Annotated in this window: 26 protein-coding genes and 1 pseudogene; 13 read left to right on the forward strand and 14 right to left on the reverse strand. The window is 61.6% G+C overall.

Translation table 11 applies throughout. The features are described 5' to 3' along the window. Window positions 1-61: 61 nt before the first annotated feature. The 12 genes from ACQPYM_RS14170 to ACQPYM_RS14225 all read right to left on the reverse strand — a co-directional run bounded on the left by ACQPYM_RS14170 (window position 62) and on the right by ACQPYM_RS14225 (window position 10,808). On the reverse strand, window positions 62-703 hold the full coding sequence (locus ACQPYM_RS14170; protein ID WP_433020509.1) for an ImmA/IrrE family metallo-endopeptidase: 642 nt from the start codon (window positions 701-703) through the stop codon (window positions 62-64). Window positions 704-744: 41 nt separating this feature from the next. Then, window positions 745-1,128 carry a helix-turn-helix domain-containing protein gene (locus ACQPYM_RS14175; RefSeq protein WP_433020512.1) on the reverse strand — a complete coding sequence of 128 codons (384 nt, stop codon included), beginning with the start codon at window positions 1,126-1,128 and terminating at the stop codon, window positions 745-747. A gap of 237 nt (window positions 1,129-1,365) precedes the next feature. Continuing rightward, window positions 1,366-1,875, reverse strand: coding sequence for a hypothetical protein (locus tag ACQPYM_RS14180; protein ID WP_433020515.1), 510 nt, complete (start codon window positions 1,873-1,875; stop codon window positions 1,366-1,368). A gap of 120 nt (window positions 1,876-1,995) precedes the next feature. Beyond that, the gene (locus tag ACQPYM_RS14185; protein WP_433020517.1) at window positions 1,996-2,814 is read right to left on the reverse strand and encodes an antirestriction protein ArdA; all 819 of its coding nucleotides are present in this window, start codon (window positions 2,812-2,814) and stop codon (window positions 1,996-1,998) included. Window positions 2,815-2,857: 43 nt separating this feature from the next. Then, window positions 2,858-3,865: a DNA-methyltransferase gene (locus tag ACQPYM_RS14190; protein ID WP_433020519.1), complete on the reverse strand. Its 1,008-nt coding sequence runs from the start codon at window positions 3,863-3,865 to the stop codon at window positions 2,858-2,860. Beyond that, window positions 3,862-4,821, reverse strand: coding sequence for a replication-relaxation family protein (locus ACQPYM_RS14195; protein ID WP_433020522.1), 960 nt, complete (start codon window positions 4,819-4,821; stop codon window positions 3,862-3,864). Before ACQPYM_RS14195 ends, ACQPYM_RS14190 begins: the two co-directional genes overlap by 4 nt. Continuing rightward, window positions 4,818-7,109, reverse strand: a complete 2,292-nt coding sequence (locus ACQPYM_RS14200; protein WP_433020524.1) for a type IV secretory system conjugative DNA transfer family protein — start codon at window positions 7,107-7,109, stop codon at window positions 4,818-4,820. The genes ACQPYM_RS14195 and ACQPYM_RS14200 overlap by 4 nt, the downstream gene beginning before the upstream one ends. Window positions 7,110-7,330: 221 nt before the next feature. Next, complete coding sequence (locus tag ACQPYM_RS14205) at window positions 7,331-7,534, reverse strand: hypothetical protein (RefSeq protein ID WP_433020526.1); 204 nt, start codon at window positions 7,532-7,534, stop codon at window positions 7,331-7,333. Beyond that, entirely contained in the window at window positions 7,531-8,232 is a 702-nt protein-coding gene (locus ACQPYM_RS14210; RefSeq protein WP_433020528.1) for a hypothetical protein, read from the reverse strand. The genes ACQPYM_RS14205 and ACQPYM_RS14210 overlap by 4 nt, the downstream gene beginning before the upstream one ends. Continuing rightward, window positions 8,229-9,293 carry a hypothetical protein gene (locus tag ACQPYM_RS14215; RefSeq protein ID WP_433020530.1) on the reverse strand — a complete coding sequence of 355 codons (1,065 nt, stop codon included), beginning with the start codon at window positions 9,291-9,293 and terminating at the stop codon, window positions 8,229-8,231. The genes ACQPYM_RS14210 and ACQPYM_RS14215 overlap by 4 nt, the downstream gene beginning before the upstream one ends. A gap of 5 nt (window positions 9,294-9,298) precedes the next feature. Then, complete coding sequence (locus tag ACQPYM_RS14220; RefSeq protein ID WP_433020532.1) at window positions 9,299-10,087, reverse strand: hypothetical protein; 789 nt, start codon at window positions 10,085-10,087, stop codon at window positions 9,299-9,301. 337 nt (window positions 10,088-10,424) lie between these two features. Continuing rightward, on the reverse strand, window positions 10,425-10,808 hold the full coding sequence (locus tag ACQPYM_RS14225) for a hypothetical protein (protein ID WP_433020535.1): 384 nt from the start codon (window positions 10,806-10,808) through the stop codon (window positions 10,425-10,427). Window positions 10,809-11,114: 306 nt separating this feature from the next. Between ACQPYM_RS14225 and ACQPYM_RS14230 the strand changes: the two genes are divergently transcribed. The 12 genes and pseudogenes from ACQPYM_RS14230 (at window position 11,115) to ACQPYM_RS14285 (ending at window position 19,636) form a co-directional block, all read left to right on the forward strand. Then, the gene (locus ACQPYM_RS14230; RefSeq protein WP_433020538.1) at window positions 11,115-12,134 is read left to right on the forward strand and encodes a hypothetical protein; all 1,020 of its coding nucleotides are present in this window, start codon (window positions 11,115-11,117) and stop codon (window positions 12,132-12,134) included. 45 nt (window positions 12,135-12,179) lie between these two features. After that, window positions 12,180-13,106, forward strand: coding sequence for a hypothetical protein (locus ACQPYM_RS14235; RefSeq protein ID WP_433020541.1), 927 nt, complete (start codon window positions 12,180-12,182; stop codon window positions 13,104-13,106). A 229-nt stretch (window positions 13,107-13,335) separates the two neighbouring features. Beyond that, window positions 13,336-14,235: a hypothetical protein gene (locus ACQPYM_RS14240; protein WP_433020543.1), complete on the forward strand. Its 900-nt coding sequence runs from the start codon at window positions 13,336-13,338 to the stop codon at window positions 14,233-14,235. A gap of 4 nt (window positions 14,236-14,239) precedes the next feature. Further along, window positions 14,240-14,776: a hypothetical protein gene (locus tag ACQPYM_RS14245; RefSeq protein ID WP_433020545.1), complete on the forward strand. Its 537-nt coding sequence runs from the start codon at window positions 14,240-14,242 to the stop codon at window positions 14,774-14,776. A 64-nt stretch (window positions 14,777-14,840) separates the two neighbouring features. Further along, on the forward strand, window positions 14,841-15,779 hold the full coding sequence (locus tag ACQPYM_RS14250) for a fatty acid desaturase (protein WP_433020548.1): 939 nt from the start codon (window positions 14,841-14,843) through the stop codon (window positions 15,777-15,779). A gap of 44 nt (window positions 15,780-15,823) precedes the next feature. Further along, window positions 15,824-16,675, forward strand: a complete 852-nt coding sequence (locus tag ACQPYM_RS14255) for a hypothetical protein (protein WP_433020551.1) — start codon at window positions 15,824-15,826, stop codon at window positions 16,673-16,675. Next, window positions 16,672-17,193 (forward strand): class I SAM-dependent methyltransferase, encoded by a 522-nt coding sequence (locus ACQPYM_RS14260; RefSeq protein WP_433020554.1) that lies wholly within the window; start codon window positions 16,672-16,674, stop codon window positions 17,191-17,193. The genes ACQPYM_RS14255 and ACQPYM_RS14260 overlap by 4 nt, the downstream gene beginning before the upstream one ends. A 36-nt stretch (window positions 17,194-17,229) precedes the next feature. Beyond that, window positions 17,230-18,321 carry a polyprenyl synthetase family protein gene (locus ACQPYM_RS14265; RefSeq protein WP_433020557.1) on the forward strand — a complete coding sequence of 364 codons (1,092 nt, stop codon included), beginning with the start codon at window positions 17,230-17,232 and terminating at the stop codon, window positions 18,319-18,321. 81 nt (window positions 18,322-18,402) lie between these two features. Next, a pseudogene (locus ACQPYM_RS14270) lies at window positions 18,403-18,528 on the forward strand (Lsr2 dimerization domain-containing protein); the annotation flags it as partial. A gap of 78 nt (window positions 18,529-18,606) precedes the next feature. Next, window positions 18,607-18,735 (forward strand): Lsr2 family DNA-binding protein, encoded by a 129-nt coding sequence (locus ACQPYM_RS14275; RefSeq protein WP_433023273.1) that lies wholly within the window; start codon window positions 18,607-18,609, stop codon window positions 18,733-18,735. A gap of 32 nt (window positions 18,736-18,767) precedes the next feature. Next, window positions 18,768-19,325, forward strand: a complete 558-nt coding sequence (locus ACQPYM_RS14280) for a hypothetical protein (RefSeq protein ID WP_433020560.1) — start codon at window positions 18,768-18,770, stop codon at window positions 19,323-19,325. 86 nt (window positions 19,326-19,411) lie between these two features. Continuing rightward, window positions 19,412-19,636: a hypothetical protein gene (locus ACQPYM_RS14285; RefSeq protein ID WP_433020563.1), complete on the forward strand. Its 225-nt coding sequence runs from the start codon at window positions 19,412-19,414 to the stop codon at window positions 19,634-19,636. A gap of 9 nt (window positions 19,637-19,645) precedes the next feature. Here ACQPYM_RS14285 and ACQPYM_RS14290 read toward each other — a convergent pair whose 3' ends face one another. After that, window positions 19,646-20,155, reverse strand: coding sequence for a hypothetical protein (locus ACQPYM_RS14290; RefSeq protein WP_433020566.1), 510 nt, complete (start codon window positions 20,153-20,155; stop codon window positions 19,646-19,648). Window positions 20,156-20,706: 551 nt separating this feature from the next. After that, on the reverse strand, window positions 20,707-21,429 hold the full coding sequence (locus ACQPYM_RS14295; protein ID WP_433020569.1) for a hypothetical protein: 723 nt from the start codon (window positions 21,427-21,429) through the stop codon (window positions 20,707-20,709). Window positions 21,430-22,131: 702 nt separating this feature from the next. Between ACQPYM_RS14295 and ACQPYM_RS14300 the strand changes: the two genes are divergently transcribed. Next, the gene (locus ACQPYM_RS14300) at window positions 22,132-22,596 is read left to right on the forward strand and encodes a hypothetical protein (RefSeq protein WP_433020572.1); all 465 of its coding nucleotides are present in this window, start codon (window positions 22,132-22,134) and stop codon (window positions 22,594-22,596) included. Window positions 22,597-22,704 lie beyond the last annotated feature (108 nt).

The following is a 22,704-nucleotide window of genomic DNA, read 5'->3' on the forward strand; positions in this document are numbered from 1 at the left end:
AATCGTTTGCGCCTTTCGAGCGGAGCGCTACTGACGGCTTCTTGAGCGAGTGACATGGTGTCTACACTCCTTCTGCGGTGAGTGGACGAACCGTCATGGCGTGCCGAGCATGAGTCATCGCGTAGGAAGGCAGCCTCAGACCGGTGTCTCGAACTGCGTTGATCCGGGTCTGACTGAGACGAACTTCCATTGCCAGTGTCGAGACGTCGAACTCACGGGCGAGCCGCGCTGATGTCTGGAGGCCGCGAGACCATGCGGCTTTGAGAAGTCTCTTCGGCATGAGGTAGCACGCGGCGAAGTAGTCGGCCGCTCGTTCGGCCTGTTCGATCGCTGTGTATCGGGAGTTGCCCGTGTACAGCTGCTCGATTTGACCGTGGTCGATGATGTGCTTGAACTCGTGCATCAGGGTGAAGCGCTGGCGTACGGCGGGCTCGGTTTGGTTGAGCACGATGATCCAATGAGTGCCGCTCCAGTGGGTGGTCCCGCTGACGCTCGCTGGCAGTTCGTCAGTCACAATACGAATCCGAGGAAGCTTGCGGATGATAGTGCCGCTTGGAATTGGTCCTGTCGTGATGCCGCTGAGGGCAAGGAGCCGGTTGGCCTGTCGCTCAGCGATGCGCTTGGCTTGAGCAAAAGTGACCTTATGGGGCGGTATGGCCGAGCGGAGGTCGGCAAGGATGCTCGTGGTTGGTTTGTCGTTCATGGTTGTCCCTCCTCTCGGGGTTATTGCTTGATGCGAAATGCTCAGAATTCATCCTGTCCCGGCTCTGGGCCGTTGCATTCGTATCCGTAGCGTCGAACTACTTTGGTGAAGTGGTTTTCTAGCTTCTCTTGGACCTGCGGAGGGAGCGCGCCGTACTTGGCCCGTAGGTATGGAGTAAAGCTAGGTAACTGCTCCCTTGGCATCCAGTTGAGGCAGGCGAACAAGTCTGAGGCTGAGATTTCGAGGACTCGCGCCACCGACACTAAGGTTTCCGGGGATGGATGCTGGAACTGGGCTGCTTCGAGTCGTGTGATGGTGCTTGTCTGCACGCCTGCGTGCCGAGCCAGTGCGCTTGCGGAGTAGCCCTTAGATGTGCGCGCATCCTTGATGATCTCAGCTAATTGTTGAAGTGACTCCGTGCCCATTTTATTGCTCCTATTCGTGATTTCCTTTCCATTCAATTATCCGCCTACCGTTGCGCCCACGCAACGAAAATGACAGATTCTACAACGAACATTGACGATAATAGGAAAGCCTGTCCTTGTGTTTGCATTCTGGGATTATTGGGTGGGAGGCGGGCGTGTTAGCGCCCTCGCCTCCCACCCGCGGGTGGTGTCCCGCTCAACCCGTCAGGGGAGTGGGACGTTGGTTACCGAGGAGCCTCAGCTCTTCGGAGTGGACGCCCGTCGCCGGGTCGTCTTCTTGGCTTCCGATTCGGCCGGCGGCTCGGTTGCCCCGTCGTCAGACGGAGCGTCCTCGCTCGCAGCGGTGTCGCTGTGGTCGGTATTGGCTTCCGGAGTGGAAACCTCTGCCGCCAGCTCGGCCGCCTGTTCGCCCAGGCTGATCGCCGCCTCAAGCTGCTCGAGGCTGGCCCCCTCTTCGGGAGTGGGGACAGCGTCCGGTGTACCGGCGTCGAGCAGTGCCGTGATGGCGAGTACCTGCTCTTCGGCCTCGCGCTTGATCCTCTCGGACCTCGCGGCGACCTTGGCCTGGAACTTCGGATCGGTCCGCCTGGACTCGATCAGAAGCTTTGCGCCCCGGACCAACGCCACCTGAAGTGGGATGTCGTCGATCTCGGTGACGGCGCTCAGCTGAGCGTGGATCGGGTGTTGGAGCTTCACCCCGATTGTCTTGTAGCTCTGCGGCCTGGTCGGGTTCTCTTCCTCGCTCATGAGCGAGACCTCCTCGGTGTTGGTGCAGCCGGCCATCCCTGGGCGGGATGACGGTGGCGGCTGCACGGCACCGACGAGTGGTCGGTTTCCGTTTGAGTTGTCAAAGTGCAGGTGGTCGGATCAGACCCGGCCGTTGAAGGCCCAGACACCGCCGGGGTGGTCGACGAAGCGGACTTCGCCGCTGGTCTCCATCTCGTGGGTCATGCGTTCGTAGTCGACGCGGACGACGTCGCGCACCCAGTCCGGCAGGGCCTCAAGCTCCTTCTCGCCCTCCATCTCCTCGAAGACGTGCTCCGCGTAGGCTTCCCGGCTGTCGTAGGCGCCGAAGTAGGCAGCCTCGAACCGGTTGAGCGTGTAGGTGTCGCGCACGTCGTTGATCTCCGCCCACGCGGCGAAGGGCAAGCCGTGCTCATGTATGCCCTTGCCCAAGGCACAGACCACGTCGAGTGATTCGTACTCGTGCAACGTGAGCGAGCCGAAGCCGTCTTGGTCGTGGATGGCCCACTCCTCGGCTGGCTCGCCGGTCCAGTGGGCGTGCAGCGAGCGGGACAGGATCGAGTGCACGTCGCGCTGGATGTCCTCGAGGTCTTGGCTGGCGTCGATCCAGTCCCCGATGTCGTGGCCTTCGGTGTAATCGACCAGGGAACGGACGTAGATCCGCGGTCGGATGCGCTTGTCCGCTTCGCCCTCTTCGGGATTGCTGGTCGCGAGAGCTTCCCGGCGAGCGGCCAGCATTTCTTCGTGCTCGATGAGACCTTGGGCGTCCTCTTCGTTGAGGCCGTAGCTGACGTACCGTTCCAGCTTCTCTCGGTTGGCTCGGCGCTCCTCGGCTGCCGCGGTCCGGGCAGCTTCGATCTCGGCTTGCTTCTCGGGGTCGTCGGTGCCGTAGCTGTTGACGGCTTCGGGGTTTGGTTGTGGTCGGGGTAGATGTTCACTCATGTCACCTCCTTTCGTGTTGGTTGGTTCGGGAGAGAGTCGGCCGTCATGCGGCAGTGCTCTCCGGGGATGCCCTGGCGGTGGTGATCCGGTCGCTTGCCAGGGCGGCGAAGTCTGGATTGAGCTCGATGCCGAGCCAGTCCCGGCCGTGCTTCTCTGCGGCGACGGCGGTGGTGCCCGCGCCCATGAAGGGATCAAGCACGATGGCGGGTTCACTTGGTGCCTCACAGGCGCAGGTCGCTAGGAGCGTGCCGCGGATCGCCGTAGCCCCAAGGCGTCGTGTCACTCGCTGGTGTGGCTTGAAGCAGTTCGAGCAACGAGCTTCCGGACTGCCGGCAAGAATCGCTCGTTCGGCTAGGCGCTCCGGGAAGGTGGCGAAGTGCGCTCCTCGGTAGGTCGAGGTCGGCAGTCGCCAGACGTCGCCGGGGTTCTTGCCGAGTGGGTGCCCGACGATGCCGCGCTGTTTGAGGGAGACCAAGCCGCGAATGTTGTCCGTCGAGCGAGCGCGCCACTGCCTAGGGATGGCGTCCTTGGCCGAAGCCTGCGGCGTGGTGGCCTTGCTGGTGTGCGGGACGCGGATGGCGTCGAGGTCGAAGAAGTAGCTCCGCTGCTTGGTGAGCAGGTAGACGACTTCGTAGGTGGTGGTCAGCCGATCGGGGACGCTCGACGGCATGGGGTTGGTCTTGCTCCAGATGATCTGGTTTCTGACCAACCAGCCGTCTGCCGCGAGCGCTGCTGACAGTCGCGCCGGCCCCAGCAGCAGGCTCTTGCGTGGTGAGCCCTCGCGGTCGTGGATCGAGTACCGATCCGCCACGTTCAGCCAGAAGGTGCCGGTTGGCGTCAGGACTCGCCGGACTTCGCCGGCCACCGCGGTCAGATTGCTGACCCACTCGTGGATGTTCGATTCCTGGCCGAGCTGCCCACCGATCTGGTAGTTGCGCAGGTTGTAGTACGGCGGGCTGGTCAGCACCATGTCGACCGACTCGCTGGGAAGACGGCGGAGCTGGTCGAGGGCGTCACCGACAAGGATGGTGTTTCGGAGTGCTTGGGTCATGCCGCCCCTCCGATCACGGCCGGTATGAGCTGATCGGTGGTGACGACGCGGAACAGGGCGGGGTCGAGCTTGGCCTCGGTGATCGCGGTTGTGAGCTTGTCGGCCCGCTGCTGGTTCGGGACGACCCAGAGCACGCGGGGGAACAGCCCGTGGGCGTCTTGCTCGTTGCCGCTTCGCCGGTAGTCCTCGTACAGGTGGCACTTGCGGATGACGGTTGGTGGGTGCTCAGTGCCGAGGTCGACCTCGATGAACCAGTGGTCTTCGTACTCGGCCTGCGCGGTGACGACGGCCAGGTCTGGGCGCAGGAGTCGGGATTCGCCGCCGATGCCGAGGAAGCGTCGCCAGCTTCCCGGTTCAACCTGGACAGTGACGAGTTCGAGGCTGTCGCTGCTTGCGGCTCGATTGAGCGCAACGTGGGTGTCGGCGATAGCCAGTGTGTGGGCGAGGAGTCGTTGGGATGGTTCCCGGTAGCGGCGCGAGATGCCTTCGCCGTCTTCGGTCTGGAGCAGTCGGTACGCGGCAGCGGTGACGCGCCAGACATACCCAGCCGATCCGGCGCGGACACCGCCGACGCGTCGATCGAGAGCGGCGATCAGCTTGTCTCGACTGAGTCGGCGAAGGACGCGGTTGCTGCTGCGGGTGGCGCTCAGCTCGGAGGCGTGGTCGCTGAAGTGCAAGACCCGGACGTGTCGGGTAGTCAGGAACCGGTGAGCCGAAATCGAGCGCAAAATCGCGAGATCTCGGGGACTGAGGTTGTGGCGGAGACTGGCGAGGTCGAGGTGGCCGGTTCGCTGCTTGCTGGGGTGGGTGGCGCGTAGTTGAGCATCGGAGATGGGAGAACTATTCCGGACACTTAATCGGGGGGCTCTAGCGTCTGACCTGCGGGTATGCGGATCGTTGCTCGACGCGACAGGACGAGCGATGCGAAGCTCCGGGTTGTGGGGGAAGTCGGTCATGACGTCCTCCGTTTCCGGCCGCTGCCGCCTGTCGTGTCGGTGCTAGTGGCTTCCACTTCGACCAGTTCGGCAAGCTCGCGCTCGACCTGATCGAGAGCCTGGCCATACTGGGTCTGACTGAGACGGCGCAGGGCGTCGGGATCGCTGGACGGTGGCGGAAGTGCCGAGGTGCGGCCGGACGCGTACGGGGTCACCTGGCCGTTGCTGGTGGCGAGGCTGGCGTAGACGTTGAACGCGGGGAGCGCGGTGAAGTCGTCGGCCGTGATCTCTGGGTGCCCCTTGGCGAGGAGCGTGGCGTCGTCGTGGGCGAGCTGGAAGGCGATGCGGGAGCGGATGTTGCCGACGAAGCCGGCGCGCATCGCAGGGGACAGCTGCGAGGCGTACTGGTGAGCGAGCGTGAACCCGGCGCCCAGTCCGCGAGCTTGGGCGAGGGCGTCGGCCAGGTCGGTCGGCAAGTGCAGGTAGTCCTGTACCTCGTCGATGTAGACCATGACGGGTCGCCGTGCTCCCGCAGGAAGCGCAAGCCGGCCCTGAATGGCCTGCCACAGCTCCGCGACGGCGAGCGACCCAACGAGGCGGGACGCCTCGGCCCCGACGATCTGCTTGCGGAGCGGGATGAGCAGGATCTTCCCTTCGCGCAGGATCTGGTTCATGGTGATCCGCGGTGCGCGTTGCCCGACCATGGCGCGCAGGCCAGGGTTTAGCAGGAACGGGCGGAGCTTGTTCATAATCGGGGCGATGACGGTGGCCCGCTCGCCGTCCGATAGCGCGTCGTACCAGGCCCAGAATGGCCCAAGGGCGACGGGATCGGCAGCGGCAACTCGACGCACGACGGAGCGGCGAAAGCCGGTGTTGGTCAGTAGCAGCGGCACCATAGCGATCGAGGCGTCACCGCGCCGGGCCAGCGTCAGAAGTGACGAGTGCACGACGTCTTGGGTGCGTGGCCCCCAGGAGTCGGCGTAGAGCGAGCGGAAGACGCTGAGTAGCCCTTCGACCCGGGTTTCTTCGCGGCCGCTTCCACTGAGCGGATTGAGTCCGACAGGGGAGTTGTCGGTCGGATCGAGGATGACGACATCGTCCAGGCGGTGTGCTGGCATTCGCTCGAGGATGTCGGTGACCAGATCGCCTTTCGGCTCGATGATCACGACGCCGCGCCCGCTGGCGATGTCCTGCACGGCTAGGTTGGCGAGCAATGTGGACTTGCCGGTGCCGTTCGGGCCGAGGACCCAGGTGTGGCGGAGGGAGCCGCCCACGTCGAGACCGATGGCCGCGCTGTGACCGGGGGCGGTCGCGGTGGCCACGACTCGATCCGGTGTCGCGGACAGCTGATCGGACGGTGGAAGTAGGCGGGGGTGAAGTCCGTGAACGCCGGGAAAGTCTGAGTCACCGATCGGCCAACCGATGAGGCCGAGGACTTCGGCGCTATTGAGGGCGAGCGGCCACCACCACGGGCTGAGCGCGCCATTGATCTTGCGAGACGCTTCGCGGACGAGGCGGATGCGGACGCCCGGCATCTCCGTGGTGCGCAGCGCGCTCAAGATGCCGGCGATCAGGGTCTGTCGGCGCTGTGGACTAGGGGCGGTGACGCCTAGTCGGATGGTGCAGTCGAACCCGGACAGCTTCTGCTTGGCGCGCAGAGCGCTGCGGGCTTCGCTGTCGGTCCGATCCGCCGGCCGCGGACCGAGCACCGATAGCGGTGTCGGTCGCGCTGGGACAGCTCGGGCCGCTTTGCGAGGGCCGAGGACGAGCTGCAGCACCACTTCTTCCGTCCCGGCCACGCGTCCGAGTGCGGCCAGGACGGCGCGCGTCGACGGTTCGGGATCGTCCGTGCGCAGTGCTCGGCTATGGCTGGTCAGCCGAACCGACGCCGCATGCGACACGGACGGCCGGTGCACGTCGTCGGTCGTGAAGCGCGTGCCGGAGATCAGGGCCTGAATACTGGCCTTGATGTTGCTCTCGGCCCGACGGGGGACGCCGAGAAGGAGTTGCAACGTCCGTCCGGATCGCGCCTCCAGCACGAGCCGCGGGTTGCGCGGGTCACCGCTCCAGAGCTGGAGAAGTTCCAGCACACGGAGCGGCGCAACTGGCCGTTGAAAGTGCAGTTGCAGCCAGACCAGTTCATCGAGGTGTCTATTCACTAGCGTTCCTCGATTTGTCGTCGTCGGCGACTTCGCTCGCTGTTTGAGCTTCCTGCTCGGCTTGTGCTTCGCGTTCGGCCTGCGCCATCGCCAAGTCGATGATGGCGCGAGCCAACTTGTTGATATCTGGGGTTTCGCGTCGCACGGCACGTACTGACAGCCTGTACTCGCGTGTATCTCTCGGGTTCTTACCCTTTCTTTTCTTGCTCATATATACCCTCCTTTCCGTTGCGTGCGTGCAACGTTCTGTATTAGTTATATGGTGCACGCACGCAACGGCCAATAGTTTTTCAAGATTCCACAACACCGATAAGAACAGAGCGTTCCCTGGCGCTTGCCCTCTTGTTTATGGGCAATATTTAGTTGTCTATTTACCAACGATTCCGTCGCCACCGGATGACCGTGATCACGACCCACAGCACCAGCGCGATGCCCGCCGCGCCGACGAGCCACGGCAAGATCGGCTGGAGGTAGGCGATCGCGAGGTTGAGCAGCACGACGGAGCCGAAGATGAACAAGCTGGCGCGCCAGATCCAGCGGAACGGGTCGCGGCTGGGACCGGGATCGTCGGTCATTGGTCGGCCACCCAACTACCGGGACGGCGTGCCGTCAGACCGCCGAAAACGGCCCGTGCGACGGTTCCCGGCGGGTCGTCGTAGTTCGCCGGGGTGACCCGGATTCGATCGTGGAGAACGCCGTCTACCGGCGTGCCGCCGAGGATCACGGCGTGGACGTCGCCGGGGAAGTTGGCCAGATCGTCGAGCACCTGGGAGACGTTGTCGTCGAACAACTCGAAGTCGCTGAGCACGATCAGCATGGCTTCGTAGTTCGCGTAGTGGTCCGCCATTTCCGCAGCGGCCTGGAGGGAGGTCCCGAGGCAGCTGGTGCCGGCGGCGTCGCGGGGGACATGGAGACCGGAGCGCAGTCGCTGCAGCCCGCTCCGCGTGAGCGGTGTGGGTGGCACGTCGCCGCTAGTTGGGGCGTCGAAGTGCAGCACCGCGCCAAGTTCGTGCCCGGCGCCGCGCCGACCGATCGCCCGGAAGGCGCGCCAGGCTTCGTCGTAGCGGTTGGAGACCGGGTCGGCTCCGGCCGGGCCGATGACCGAGCCGGAGTCGTCGGTGATGACGATCGTGATGGTTGGTTCCGGCGATGGGCGGCCGGGGTTGCCGAGCTGGTAGGAGAGCTTTGCCCGGTTGGTCGTGATGCTGCCGGAGGTCCAGCGCAGCTCGGTCGCCAGTAGATGGACGGGACAGAGTTGGACGGCGCGGATCATGCGGCATCACCGCGGAACCGTCGTCCGATGACCTCGGGCTGCTCAGTGGCGGTGCCGTGTCCGGCGACGCCGGGGTTGCGGCGCAGGATGCGCTGCGACAGCGCCTGTAGCTGCCACCAGGCCGCCCGGCCGCGGTGGGCGTGCTCGGCCTTGATCGAGCTGGCCCCAGCGAGCGCTTCGGCGCGCTGCCGGATGGCCGGGTCGGCGGCGAGCTTGCGGTGTGCCTTGATCGCCTTGGCGTAGGTGCGCTCAGTGCGTGCAAGGTAGTCGGCGATCTCGTCGGTGTAGCTGTAGTTCGCCAGGAACGAGCCGAGCGCCGTGGCGGCAGCCAGCATCCCGAAGGCAATGCCGGAGGTCAGGCCCTCGACCGACAGGCGCAAGCTGAAGATGCCAACGCTGATGATCACCACGATGGTTGCGCTCAAGGCCCCGACCAGCTTCATGGTGGAAACGCCTGCCTCGATGCCGCTGAAGAACTGCCAGTAGCGCTGCTCGTCTTCGGTCAGGCCCTCGAGGTCGCGTTGCCGGACGCGAGCGAGCCGCAGGTCCTTGAGGTCTCCTCCGGCTTGGCCTGCCGTGATGGCGGCGACGCCGGTGGCGACGGCCTGGCCGAGTGCGACGAGCGGGATCTCGCCCAAGGTGATGGCTGCGCCGAGGATGCCCGCGGTGTCACCGAGGCAAAGCAGGATGAGGCAGAGCCAGTAGCGGACCTTGGCCGGCGTGTTCCGCCGGGCGAGATGACCCAGAGTCCGCAGCGCGTGAGCCAACAGGTCTCGGGCCGCCTCGACGCCCGACGCTGCCCCGGTGATCATCCCGGTTGCGGCGGTGGCGGCCGACTCCAGCCCAGCCGCGGTCACCGTCGCCTCGCGGGCTGCGGCCTCGCCGTCTGCCGTGTAGGTCTCGGTCTGGGTCTGCGCCTTGGCGTGGTACTCGCGCTCGGAGTGGAACTCCTTCACGTTGTCCGGACGTGGGACGGCTCCGGCGCGGTCGATCAGCTGGAGGATGATCGAGTCAGCCTCTTCGGTCGCTGCATCCACGGCGCGTAGATCGTGGCGGCTCACCGTGCTCACCGCCCCGCCACGTAGTCGGTGACGACGGTGCACTCTGCGGCCTTGGAGCGCTGGCAGACGCCCTGCCAGAACCCGATGAGGGCGTTGGTCATCCCGGAGCTAGGAGCCGATCCGGCCGCCACCTTGCCGACCCCGGCCACCGTGACCGTGGCGTCGGGCAAGCGGGGGACGTTGACGGTCATGCCGACCGCGCGGGCTTGGGCGATCTCAATAGGCGCCGTGACCCGGCGGCCGACGGTCTGGAAGCCGTCCGTCAGGATGACCAGACGCAGGCGGTAGTCCGCGCCGAGCTGGGCGCGGTACTCCGCAGCCAACCGGAACTGCGCGGTGATGTCGCTGTGGGCTGGCGACACCTTCTTGATGGCCGGCGGGTAAGCCGCGGTGACCTTCTCGCTGATGTCGTCGACCAGCTTGGAAACGCGGCGGAGTCGGGCGTTGTCGGTCGCGCCGGGGAGCGTGAGTTGGTCGTCGTACAGGGCGACCGTGGCCGCGCTGGTGGCGGAGAACACGGTGACGAGCAGGTGCCCGCCACAGATCGCGGTGATGCGGGCCTGCTCCTTGATGATGTCGCGACGGACCGCGTCCAGGTCGGCTGTCCGGCCGCTGCCGCTGACGTCCAGGTCGAGCTTGGTGGCGTACTTGACGCCCTGCGGGCAGCTCTCGAGAGTCGCCTTGTCCAAGCTGAGCTGGTCGACGCCGGGCTGTGGGCCGCAGGCGACCAGCAGCAGGAGCGCGCCCAGGACGGCGACGATGTACGCGCGCAGGCGTAGCGTTGACGTTTTCACGGTGTTGAGTCCTTCTCTCTGCATGGGTGTGGGTGACGCGCCGTGGAGCGCCTGGCCCGAGTGCCAGCTCGGGCCAGGCTTGGCGGCCGGTGATACATGGAAGACACCGAAACAAGAGGGCTGGTCGCCGGGCCACAAAGTCGCTGCGCGGTCGCATATCCGCAGGTCAGCGACCGATTCGCGCCTGCGGGCCGTCAGGCACGCGACACGGCTGCGACAGCCTGGCGACACCTCCCGGGACGTGAAGAAGCCCCGTTCAGGTGAACGGGGCTGGGCGGGGTCGGCCGGAGTCCTGCGCGAGGCAGGCGGACAAGTAGTACAACTGCGAGCCCGCGCCTTACGGCGTCGGGTTGTCGGCGTGCGGGTACAGCCGGCGGAACCGGACGGCTTCGAAGCGGTGCGGGTCGAGGATGTCGTCGATCCTGGGATCGCCGGAGACACCGGCAAGGCTGGTGACCTTCTCGCTGAGCTCGTCGCCAAGCAGCGCGTCGGGATTTCTAGTCCAGAGTTCGATGATCGCGATGACGCCGATCAGAAAGTTGCAGTAGTCACCGAGACAGACAGAGATGACTGACTCATCCCAGTCCAGCCACACCGAGATCAGCTCGGACAAGCTGGTTGGCTCGATGCCTTCTTGCTGCATTCTCTCGGCGGCATCCCGGAAGTTGATGAAGCTCTGGAAGAGCTCTAGTACTTCGGTGCGTATCGACTCAGTCGACATGGTGGCCTCCAGATAGCGAAGACCGACCCCCTTTAAGTTATGACACTACTTAAAAATTCATGCAAGCGATCGTTTGCGAAGCGTGGTCACTGCAGCACAATTCGTGACCTGTGACAGCTAGTCACGTCTAGACCGGATCGCTACGCTGCGCGAGGGGGTAGTGAGGCGATCTGGGGCGGTGGTATGGACGAGTCACGAGAAGATCCAGAGTCGGACGTCCCAAGGGGAACCGCGGACGTTCAGCGATTGGTCGCAGAAGGAATCAGCGACGATCGCCTCGCATCCTGCCGGGAGCTGGGTGACGCGATGCGTCTCGAACTCGGACTTGCCGAACCGCTTAGCACCGGCGGACGGACCGTTCTACTGCGAGCCGTGTTGGCAGGGGTGGTGGAGCGGGCACGGCGGGAGGCGCTGGCCAGCAAGGAGCAATACACACACGAGGAATCTGGTCGCGAGTATGCGTTCCGGATCGCCGCCGCTGGTGAGCTGCTTCGGGTCCCTGATCCGGAGAACACGTTCGAGACGATGCAGGACTACCGGAGTCGAACCAAGACGCTGCCTGACAACACCACCGGTAGTGCGCGACAGCGGGCCAAGCTTCGGGCGGCGCTGTGGCTCGGCGCAACCGCGACCAAGACCGCAGAACGGCTCGAAGAGAAGGTGCCCCCACTCCTTGCTGCTGCGATGGCGAGCTACGCGCGCGAACAGCGAAGCAGGCTTCGGTCCCTTCTAGACGAAGATCTGCCGACCGACGAAGAGTCTGATGTCGACCCGCCCGTACTGAACGAGGACGAGCCAGCAGAATCCGCGTCGCGGTATCGCTGGTACCTACGGGCAGGCATTGCCTTGGCCATCGTTGCAGGACTGATTTGGGGCGGCATCGCACTGCTCGACAACGACGATCCTTCTAAGCCGGGTGCTGGCTCCACGCCCGAGTCGAGCACGCCAACTGCTTCGAGCAGTACGCCGCCACTGGCCGGCCAGGGGATCGTCGATCAGGTCAAGGCTTGCGCCAGCCTGCCGCGAGACTCGCAGGCAGCGAGAGATCTCCGATCGAACCGCCAGGTCGTCGTCGATGGCCGCTGCTACCCGGATCCGACTGTTGATGTCGGCACCCAAGCTGCGCCGACGCGCGAGTCTGCTGACGTTTCGCTTGTCTCGACCGGGCAGGTCCTAAACAACGTGTGTCTCAGGTCCGGTCAGGAGACATCCGACATGGTCGGCACGAGGACGAAGGTGTGGGTGCGGTTCGACGTTGATGCGGACCGTCAGGCGTTCATATCGGCGATCTGGACGCAGGGGGACGAAGGCGCCGATCCGTGCTGAAGCTAAAATAAACCATTTTGGATAGCGGTCGAGCATGGGGGGACCATGACGCCACGGCCAGCGGCGAAGAACAATGATGAAAGCGCAAGGTATTTTCTTGACGCAGCGGCGCAGCTGATTGATGCGATGTTCGTGACATCTGCTAAGGATCGCCCACGAGCACTGCGTTCAATCGACTTTCCTGCCGCTCTGCAGTGGTTGACCATTGATGATGTAATCGAGGTAGCTTCCCATAACCGCTCTCAAGGTGCGAGTCGAAAGGCTTTTCATAACAGGTGGGAATCTAAGGAAGCATTTATCAAAGACGCAATCATTCACACTATGCTTTACCGGGATGATCCTAGTGCAAATCCGGCGCTACGAGTTGAAGAATTACAGGAGACGGCGCACGCCACGAGCGTATCTGATGCCATCGGCTCGCTGAGTGAGAGCCTACTCCAGTCACTCCTATCTCACCCCCGCTCGTTCCTGCTGCTACACGTCGGGGCCCTTTTGGATCATCATCCCGACCTTCGCGCAGCCGTCGTCGAGGACATGATGAGCGCACTAACCCCTTGGTATCAGGGGTACGCCGACCTGATTACCCGTCTTGGGGTTACCCTGCGACCAGGTTGGACCGTTGAGCGGTTCGGACTGACGCTACAGGCGATGCTGGATGGATTCTTGTTGCGATCTCGGGTGCAGCGCGAGCAGATCGACGAGGCGCAGGTTGGCGACGCAAGCCTCTTCGCTGATGCAGTCATCGCCTTCACGCTGGGGGTCGTTGATCTTGAGGGCGCCGGCCGTACTGTGCGTCAAGCGCTCGACATTGGCGTACGTGGAACAGACGGGGCGCCGCGAGCGCAGGAGCCAGCGCCTGGTGATCCCGGCATAAGGGGAGCCAAGACGCTCCCTAAGGCCATTGACCTGCAAGCTGAGGCCGTTGATGCTGGTAGTAATCCTGCATCGGAGATTGGGACACATCTCCAATAGCCCGAGATGCGTGCGATTACTGCAGGTGCATCTGTCTCGTTCCAACGAGAGGACCGTACGATGCCCGTGACGGCTCAGGAAACCGCTACCAATCCCACGATCGACGTGCCCGCTAGGTCGGCGAACGATGCCCTGACGACGGACGAGAAAATGGCCGTGTCACGGGTGAGAGAGGGTCTCCAACCTCTCATGACTGACAACGCTTGCGGTCCCGGCTGAGCAGGTCGAAGTGGTTGCTGAGATGACTCCAGGCGCAGCCGTACAATCCCAGCTCCTGGCTCTTGTTGACTCAAAGACCGCCGAACTTCTTTACGCCCATTGCACCCGAGGGGGAGATTATCCCCTCGGGTACGGGCATGTGCAGACCGTTGCCGAGCTGATTTCGGCAGAGCTCTCCGATTCTGAGCTACAGAACCTTGAAGTCTATTATGTTTGCAAAGTTTCGCAGGCAGTTATCATCGATGCGACCGTCGACGGTCAGCAGAGGTCAGCCAGCGACATCGCGCTGGTACCTCTACTCGACCAGATCTGTCTACGTTTGCTGGTGAGGGTCTTGGACGGCTCGACCCCAGGTCTCCTCGAACGGACCCTAATGGCAACGACGGCGACCGCAGCAGACTATTCGGCCGCCGTAGCGATCGACGTCGGAGCCTGGGATCAACACGCCAATGTAGATCTACTAGACGATGAGACCTCGATGTGGGGGCGGTCCAACCCTGTCCTTGGGGTCCTATCGGTACTGAGGATCCTGCGATCGCTTCCGGTGGATCTGAGAGTTGATCTGGCGATAAAGAAGTTCTTGGTAGCAATGCAGCGCGCTGACGATCTCTCGGATTGGCGAGATGACTATATCGCTGGACGTCTTTCGCCCGTCGTGCGCTCGGCGCTGGCAAACCTTAGCCGAGCCAACGGCGGAGCGGCTCCAAATTTGAATGCGATGGAACGATGGTTCTACCTCGCCAATGGCTATACAGCAGAGTGCCATCAGATACTGGTTGACCTTACAGCTCTGAGCGAAACCGTCGAGCTCGAATTCCCCAATGCTCTCCGATTCTCGAAGATGATTCAACGGCTTAAGGCCGACCTATCATCCAACCTCGACGTTTTCAGATCCGAACGTCGGCGTTGACGCTATGCAAGCAAAGGTTGTGGAAAACGCATCCACGGCGCTCATCGTTAAACAGTCACGCCTGTTCTACGCGGACCCGCGGGTGGCTGAGCTGTGCGGAGAGGCCCAGAGAGCATTGATGCTCCTGGCGTCAATAGCCGACGCGTTGCTAGCTAGGGCGCGTGGTATCAAAACAACGGCCATAGTCGTCGAAGATGGGGACCTCCTGCTTGGAGGAATTCTGATTGGGTGGCGCGGAACTATGTTCCGGGGTGCCGTGAAAAGTGACGCTTCAACCTTCGACGTTATCAGCATGCTTGACCAGGGATTCGTTCGCTACAAAGAAGTCTCTGATGTCGATCTCTCGTTTTGGACATACCATCCGATTGTCATGCGATGGTCGAAAAAGTATGGATTTGTGGCAACGGGCCGACGGCGCTACATAAAGGTGGTCGGACACGGGTGGCTCCGATGGAGCTGGATCAGTAGCTCGAATGTTAGTCGAGTAGGCAGGTCTCGATACGTCCTGCGAGAGTTCTCAATTGAGCCGGGAGATGAGTGAGATGTCAGTCAGGTTACCTATATCAGCTCCACCAAGTCGTGCAATTGGAACGACCATCTTCTGGGTGAGCGTCGCCTTGCTCGTTACGGCTCTCTTCCTGCCGGCGCCGTGGAACGTTGTGCTTGCGCTAGTCGCGATTGAACCGATAATTTATGGCACTCATGAAGCATTGCATACTGAAAACAACTCACAGGAAGATGACTCGATCGCGGCTCCTCGGCTAGTGGCGTCAGTAGGGATGTCGCTCCAGTTGCTCAATATCGAAATACTCAAATTTGCGCATCTGTATCATCACCGGCTGGGTCGGTATGGTGACGGTTGGGCACCTGACATTACTCCCAGCACGCCGACGGCGAAGCAGAGAGTTCGGTATTACGCGTCGTTGGTCCTCCTGCCGGCTCTATGCTGGCAGATTGCGAGTCTCCTTCGACCCTTTCTGCCACTGCGCAGGCAACCATACCTTCGCGAGATTGGTTACACGGCGCGCGTAAATCTGCGCTACGTTGTATGCGCCTGTATGTCGATCGCCTTCGTTGGCAGCTTTATCGCGCTGTCCGGATGGAGGGCATTTGTTGTCTACTGGTTGTTGTTCTGTCTTCTTTGGAGCGTTCAACAAAATATTGCTCATTATGGGCTCAAGGGCGTAGATCCCGTCACTGATCGCCTATGCGCTCACACCTACTATCTACAGTGGCCCTTTTCTTGGATCACGTATGGTTCTACGGCGCATTTCCTACACCACGCAGACCAAACCGTGCCAGCGTACAGACTCTACGAGCATGCTGAACTGCAGCGAGTCGAGGAAAAATACTCGATCGCCGTGATTCCCAAGTTTGGAGTGGGCCACTATCTCGCAGACATCCTAAGGCAGTTCAAAGGACCGGTTCCTGTGGACAAGCTGACGCTTGACTGGGTAAGTCAGCTCAGACGACCGTCGAAGGAAGAGGAAATCGCCAAGTTCGAATATAGGCGCGGCAGGGTGTGGGCAAGCCGGCCGAGATAACTCAACGGGAACAACTTGCGCGCCGCGTGGTAAAATCATGTGAGATGATTGCATCGAATGTTAAATCGATTTTTAGCCTAGCGTATTCCGGTTTCCGTCGCGCGATTAGAAGCTCGACTCTCGTAGTCACACTAGTCGTTGTCGCGCTTTTTAACGTTCTGACAGCTGATGAGTCAATTTGGTCTGATCTAACTAGGCCCGGCTGGCTGTTCGACAGCGCGCCACAGCAGCTTTGGAGCTTGATCAATGGGCCCGTCGTTCTTGCGGTGGCGCTCTGTCTTTGGGTGTTGAAGATGTCTATCAACATCACCGTTGCCTATCAAATGCTGCGTGCCTACACCAATCGGCCACTGCCTTTTAAGCAAGCCCTCAACGGGCTGAGTCTACCGCGGCTAGTGTGGTATGCCGCTGTTCAGATCTTGCTATTTGTGGTCGTCGCGGTAATCTTCGGGATTCTATGGCTAGCCGGCTGGGTGTTATGGCACGAGGTGGGGCTCGACGTTACGCTGGGAATAATCGTGGTCTGCGTCATCGGATATCCGCTCTATACGTGCTGGTCTGCAACCGGTTCTTTTATCGCAGTTCTCCCCGTTGGCTCGAGCTCCAAAAATGGAGTTCTGCGAAGGACGCTATCTCCGCGAGTGAGCTGGACATTGTACTGGTACTATGCGGCGCGCATCGGCGCCGAAGCCTTGGTTTTAGGTGTTGGCCTGTATCTAGCGGTGGCCATTCTAAATAGCAAGTTGGCTGCCCAATTGGTCATTGCGATCGCACTGTTGATGCCATTGCTCTTCATTCGAACGGTGACATACATGAAGACTGTTACGGTTTTGTCAACTGAGTCGGCTGTAGAGACTGCGTTCGCCGACATTCTGAAGACCCCGGGGCTTAAGTGAGCAGGCTAAGCGGCTTATGGTCGTCAGTCGGGCTGCCATGGGTTGCTCAGGTCCCAGGACGAGTCCTTGAGGTTGGATGCGGTAGGGACCCGATCTCGGTATCTGCGGATACTGTTGTCGCCATTGATTCGAATATACTGCGGTTAGCGGCGGCGCGCCCCAGGGTGAGTGTTTGTGGAAATGCCGGAGCGTTGCCGTTCAGGGCCGCTGAATTCGATGCTGTATTGATGCTTCGATTTCTCTGTAGCGTTCGCGATCCCTTAAAAGTGTTGCAAGAAGTGAGGCGGGTCCTTCGTGATGATGGAATCATCATCACCGGTGATCACGTTGCGAGCAAGTTTCCGGTCTTAGCTGCGGCTCAGCGCTGGTACTCAAGAGAATTCAGGCAACCGCGAGGCCTGTGTTCGATGGGTCTCGACCCCGTCAAATTGCTTGAGCAATCAGGATTCTCTGTCATGGATGCGACTCCGTTGACGACCCTTCGCTCAGCGCGCGTCATACGTGCGGTAAAGCGCTAGCCTCAGCGACAAAACCTCAATCGGAGATGCTCGAAGGTGACCTATTCATCGGATGATCGAAGGCAGTTTTGGCTGGAGTCTCGGATCGGTTTAGTCAAGTCCGTGGTCAAGGATTTTACTGCTCGACAGATCAGACATCACCTTGCCTATCCGGAGACACAGTTCCTGGGGCGAGTCCTTTTGAGCTTTGTGGGCGAAGGGAAGGGTCTGCGCTCAGTTTTTGCACAGCTGGGGTGGTTGTGCGGCGAAGAAGATTCGGCGGCGTCCATCCAAGCTTGCGCCAGCCTTGAGTTGCTGCACGCTTTCGCTCTGATACAGGACGATGTTATGGATGGCTCGATCATCCGTCGAGGCATGCCGTCCATCCATGTCCAGCTAGAACGTTGGCATCACGCTTCGGAGTCTCCTGACGATTCGCGAATGTTCGGAAATTCAGCCGCGATCTTGTTGAGTGATATCTGTATCGTCTGGGCAGATCAAATGCTTCGTGAGGCGAGGCTTCCATATGAGTCGATCGTGCGCGCCTGGCCCAGCTATGACTTGATGCGGACCGAGATGGCAGTGGGTCAATTCCGGGACTTGCTACATACGTTATCGGCGGCGCCTGATCTGGTGGCGGTTACCGAAGTCGCGCGCCAGAAGTCGGGGAACTATACCGTCCGACGGCCACTTGAGTTTGGGGCGGCATTGTCTGGATGTGGGGCCGATGTATTGGAAGTCCTCGGAGTCTATGGTTCGTTGGTGGGTGAAGCTTTTCAATACAGGGATGATTTTTTGGGAGTTTTCGGCAGCAGCCAGCTGACCGGGAAGCCGGTGGGAGACGATTTGCGTCTCGGTAAAGCGACCGCACTGACGGTTTTGGCCCAGGAGATGGCCACGCCTGCTCAGCAATCCCGGATGACGGCTCTAATGGCGGCTCTATCTGGCGACTTCGACGATGTGCATCTATCCTCGATCCGATCCCTCCAGGAGTTACTTGTCGAGATCGGGGCGAGGGATGCCGTGGAGCGATTGATTGACGCCCGCGTGCGAGAGGCGGAGACTGCGGTTAAGTGCGCCGATCTGCCCACTCTGCCTTCTGATGTGCTTGTATTACTCGCGAAACGCTGTGCGGTGAGGAGCTCTTAGCTGAGGGCTAGAGTCAACTCCGGAGCGAGAGTTCGTCGGCTGTAGAACACCTTGAACCACGCGGCCTGAGGATGGAGACACATGGTACAGAGAATTGAAGTTCAGCTGACTGATGACATCGACGGCCGAGACATCTCCTCCGGCAGAGGTGAGACTGTGTCCTTCGCCCTCGACGGCCAGACTTATGAGATCGACTTGAATGATAGGCACGCGGCTGCACTGCGAAAGGTTATCTCCCCTTACATGTCCGCTGGCCGGCGTGTGAAGGCATCCCGAGGCGCGAGGGTGAGCCGCACTCAGGTCGGCGCGGATGCGAGGACAGTCAAGGAGTGGGCTCGCGCCAACGGCTACGAGGTCAACGACCGCGGGCGTATCCCGGACGACATCCGCGCGGCTTTCGACGCTGCCAACTAACCGGGACTGGGTAGACCGTGGTCGACCGGAAGATGATCAAGACAGTCGCTGAGCATTGGACATGCGCCATGCTCGCTCGGCATGGTTGGGCACCGGCCCTCACGCGAGATGGCATCGTCCGCACCGACATTCTCGCCGTGGCGACGCACATCGAGACGCGTCCATCGATCGAGATTCAGGTGAAGGGAGCCACGGAAGGCGCGAGGCACACCACCTGGCTCCTCGGCAACGCGTCGCAGTTGGCTGCCTCCGAGCATGAGTGGTTCGTGTTCGTCATGGTGCCGTCGCCTCCGCACTCGCCCCGCGGCTTCGTCGTACCTCGAGATCATGTCGTTGCAGCGCGGTGGATCATCCACCAGAACTGGATGACGAATCCCGAGGTGCCGCCCGGTCAACGCAACACCTCAATCTCGCAAGCCAGGGTCAACGAAGAGGTATGGGCCGCGTACGAGGATCGCTGGGACCTGCTAGAGACGCCGACTTCGAGCGCTCCGGTGCTGTTCCCGCCGTGGGTGCGTGATCGGGCATTGCTGGACCGAGTTGGCTTGCCTCCTGGACATCCTTGGAACAGCTCACTGCCAACTTGGTAGCTCAACGTGCCGCCACGAGCGCATGGCCTGCTGCAGCCGGCCCAGGCAAAGACCGGGGTCGCCCGTCTGCTTCTTGGGAGGGGTACATGTCGCAGATGGACTACACGAACCAGGTCTATGACTATCTCCGTACACTCGGTGAGCCGGGGGACGAAGTGATATCGCGCATCAAACCGTGGCTGAAGGCCACCTACGGTCTAAGCGAGCGCGAGGCAGTTCGCGCCCGGAAGACCGCAATGGAGACGCTGTCCGCGCGTGGACTCGTCCAGCGAATCAATGTGCGTGGGCCGTATGTTCGCATTGTCGGCTGAGGGCGCCTGCTATGTGTCTTCCTCAGCAGACCACGACGTGGGTCTGAGTGTGTCGAGGTCTTCGAGCAGGTCGTCGTCGAGCTTGTCGACGTCCGGGACGCCAACCGATCGCAGATGTGTATCGAGCTCGCTCTGGAGCTTCTCCTGACGGCGGGCGATTTCCGCTAGCTGAGCGGTGGCGCGGTCTCGTGTGTCAAGTGAGGGCTTCAAGACGAAGTGCTCACGTAGGAAGTGGTGCGCCAAGTAGTTCCGCGCGTCGAGAGCTCCGTCGAGCTGGTCTAGCAAGTCAGGTGGCCAATGAGGCTGAGTGCGCAGACCCCGAAGCAGGTCGCCGAAGGTCGTGCCGTTCCATTTCTCAACCTTGGCAGTGGCTTGCTGCGCCTGGATGGCCGGCTTCAGGTTGATCGCGTTCAACGACCACAGGCTCAGCTCCATCAGTTGGAAACCAAGCATGACCTCGCCGTATGCAGCGAATACGATGAACTGATCGATGCGCTCGCCGTCGGGTGCCTCACTCATGCACCCAGGCTAGGTGAGTGACCCAGCTGCCGACCGCAAGGACGAGGTGGCAGCGCGCAGTTGACGCAGCAGATCGGTGTCGCTAGTTGCATGTGAGTGGCCGCGATCTATGGACTTCAGGCGAGCTTCGTCCTCGTTGAAGGAGTCGACCTGGTAGATCTCCTGGGATCCACACTCCGGACAATACCGAACCACCAAATAGGGGTGGAGATCCACTAATTTCCAGTCGTCGACAACGGCGTATAGGCGCCCCGGAAACATCACGCTCTTCGATGTGTAATCCATGAGATCCCAGTCCGGATTGTCGCCTTGGAGCACGCGAAGCCTGGCCGAGTACTGAACCGCGCCGGTTTCATCTTCGGTCGGCTCAACCGACTCGGCGTATCTGAGCTCCCATCGCGCTAGAAAGCTGGCTGAATCAAGAAAGCGTCGAAGTGTTCCCTCAATGACGGCCAGTCGTTGCTGGAATTGATACGCAGTTCTTGGATAGTCGCCATGAACCCGGTTTCGCTCCTCCAGAAGGTCGGCAAGCAGTGTTGATGCAGGCGTCCCTACATCCGCAAAGGAGTGGGCGATGCCACCGATACGTCTTGGTGAGCCAGTTCTCCCGCGACCTGGAGGATCATTGCGCGCTCTCGCCCCAGGGTCGCTCCACCGCGCGTGACCGCAGACGCCCAGGCCTTGACTTTGTCGCCTCTAATCTGAGTTGAGCCTGCGATGGAGGCGCAAAATCCAGCAAGCAGCGCAGATATCGTTTCAATGCTGCGATGCGCTACCTCGTGATACCTGTCGCTGGGTGAGGTTGACCGTTCGATAGCACGCAATGCGCGCGCAATTGGGTAAGGAAACGAGACTTGAGCAATTCTCAAGGTGTCGCTGAATTCGGTCATTTTCCGCAGGGATGCTGTGACTCCGCGGACGGCATCGATCTCGGTGATTAGCTGTGATTCATTCTGGCTGATGAATAGGCGGTCCAGCCGGTTCCGCAACGCTCCGACCTCGGTGGTGATTCGATGCAGCTCATTATCAAAGTCGCTTAGCGTCTGATCAACATAGTCTGTGTTTAGTGCGTATGCCGGGACCGGCACTCGGGACAGCTCGGTTCTGCTGATCCGCTGAATAGTTGCACCGGCCACGGTTCCTGCCAGCAACTGCCTTCCGGTATGCGAGCGGAGGAACCCAAGCAGGTACCGGGCACTCACGGTCCCGCGCGTGCGAAGAACGATGGTGTGGTCACTTGCAAGACTGGGGCCGTAGTCACGTGGCACGATCACCCACCGACCGTATGGGCCAGATCTGCTCCCAATAATGTCCCCAGGCACCACCTCCACTGAACTTCTGGTTCGAGCCGTGGAGTTCCTTAGCTCAGTCCAATCCGCGAGGTCTTGCTGGATATCCTCGGCGCGCACGACGCGATAGACCGGATCTGCCGTCGCCGGTTCGCGAGCAACCCTGTTCCTGCCGAGCAGAACTTCACACAAGTCGCCGAGCACGTGCACCTCGGCCGAACCCAAGCTGTTCGTCTCCACACGAATGTCTACCACGACTTGGCGAATCGGTCGCCGGAGTGCAGTCGGTGCACGTGTGGGTAAGCAGCAGCGTCGCTTGCTCGACGGTGATCGGGTCTGGCGCGCGCCCGGTGCACTTCCTCGCTCCTAACCCGCAAGCTCACTGTGGCCGCTGACGGCCGGCTGGCGGGGTGGCGTACCGGGCGCGCTTCATTAGGATCGCCGCCGGTCCGCGCTCGCCGCAACCGCGATCTGCAACCTGTGGATAACTCAGCCGGGCTGACCGACGGCCCGAGTGCGGCGAGTTCGCGGACTTTGCTGGGCGTCGAGTGCCGAGTTCTACACGCAGCGAGTCGCGCAGATACGATGAAGCTTCGCAAGGTGCTGCTTGGTGAGAAGAGGGGGCGCTGATCTATGGGGAAGTCAGCACGGGTTCTGGGCCGGAATTTCGGGCGAACGGCTCGCGAAATGAATCAGCTCCTCAAGGATCACGGCTACCTGTATGGAGAACCCGGCGCATACAGGCTCACCGAGAAGGGGCAGCAGTACGGCGAGGAGCAGTATCACTCGCGCGGTACAGGCGGCTACGCGCACTACAACCGGAACTGGGAAACCCGTACCTGGAGCGATGAGACTGCCGCAGCGCTGACGGCTGACATGGAAGCCAGCCCTGTAGGCATCCATGCAGGGCCTGAAAAGATACAGGCGGTCGAGTACGTACCGTTCGACGGCGACGGCGACGACGGCGACGACGGCGGTGACGACGAGCCTCAACTCGGCTGGACCGAGATAGGGATCAGCGCAGCGATGATAGGTGCCCTTCTTGTCGCCCCTCGGGTCAAACCGTTCTGGGACAGCAAGGTGAAACCGGCCGCGAAAGAGCTGCGGGAGAGGTTGGCGAAGCAGGAGGCACGTGGGTCCAGCGACTCCTGACGCGGCCGCATTCGATGTCATGCCTCGAGGCGATGAGCCGGATAGCAATGCGTACGGTGCAAACGGCTGATCCGGGACAATCGAGTGGGGTGTTCAGGGGGAGGCGTG

Source organism: Kribbella sp. CA-294648, from assembly GCF_050943845.1.
Taxonomy (GTDB): domain Bacteria; phylum Actinomycetota; class Actinomycetes; order Propionibacteriales; family Kribbellaceae; genus Kribbella.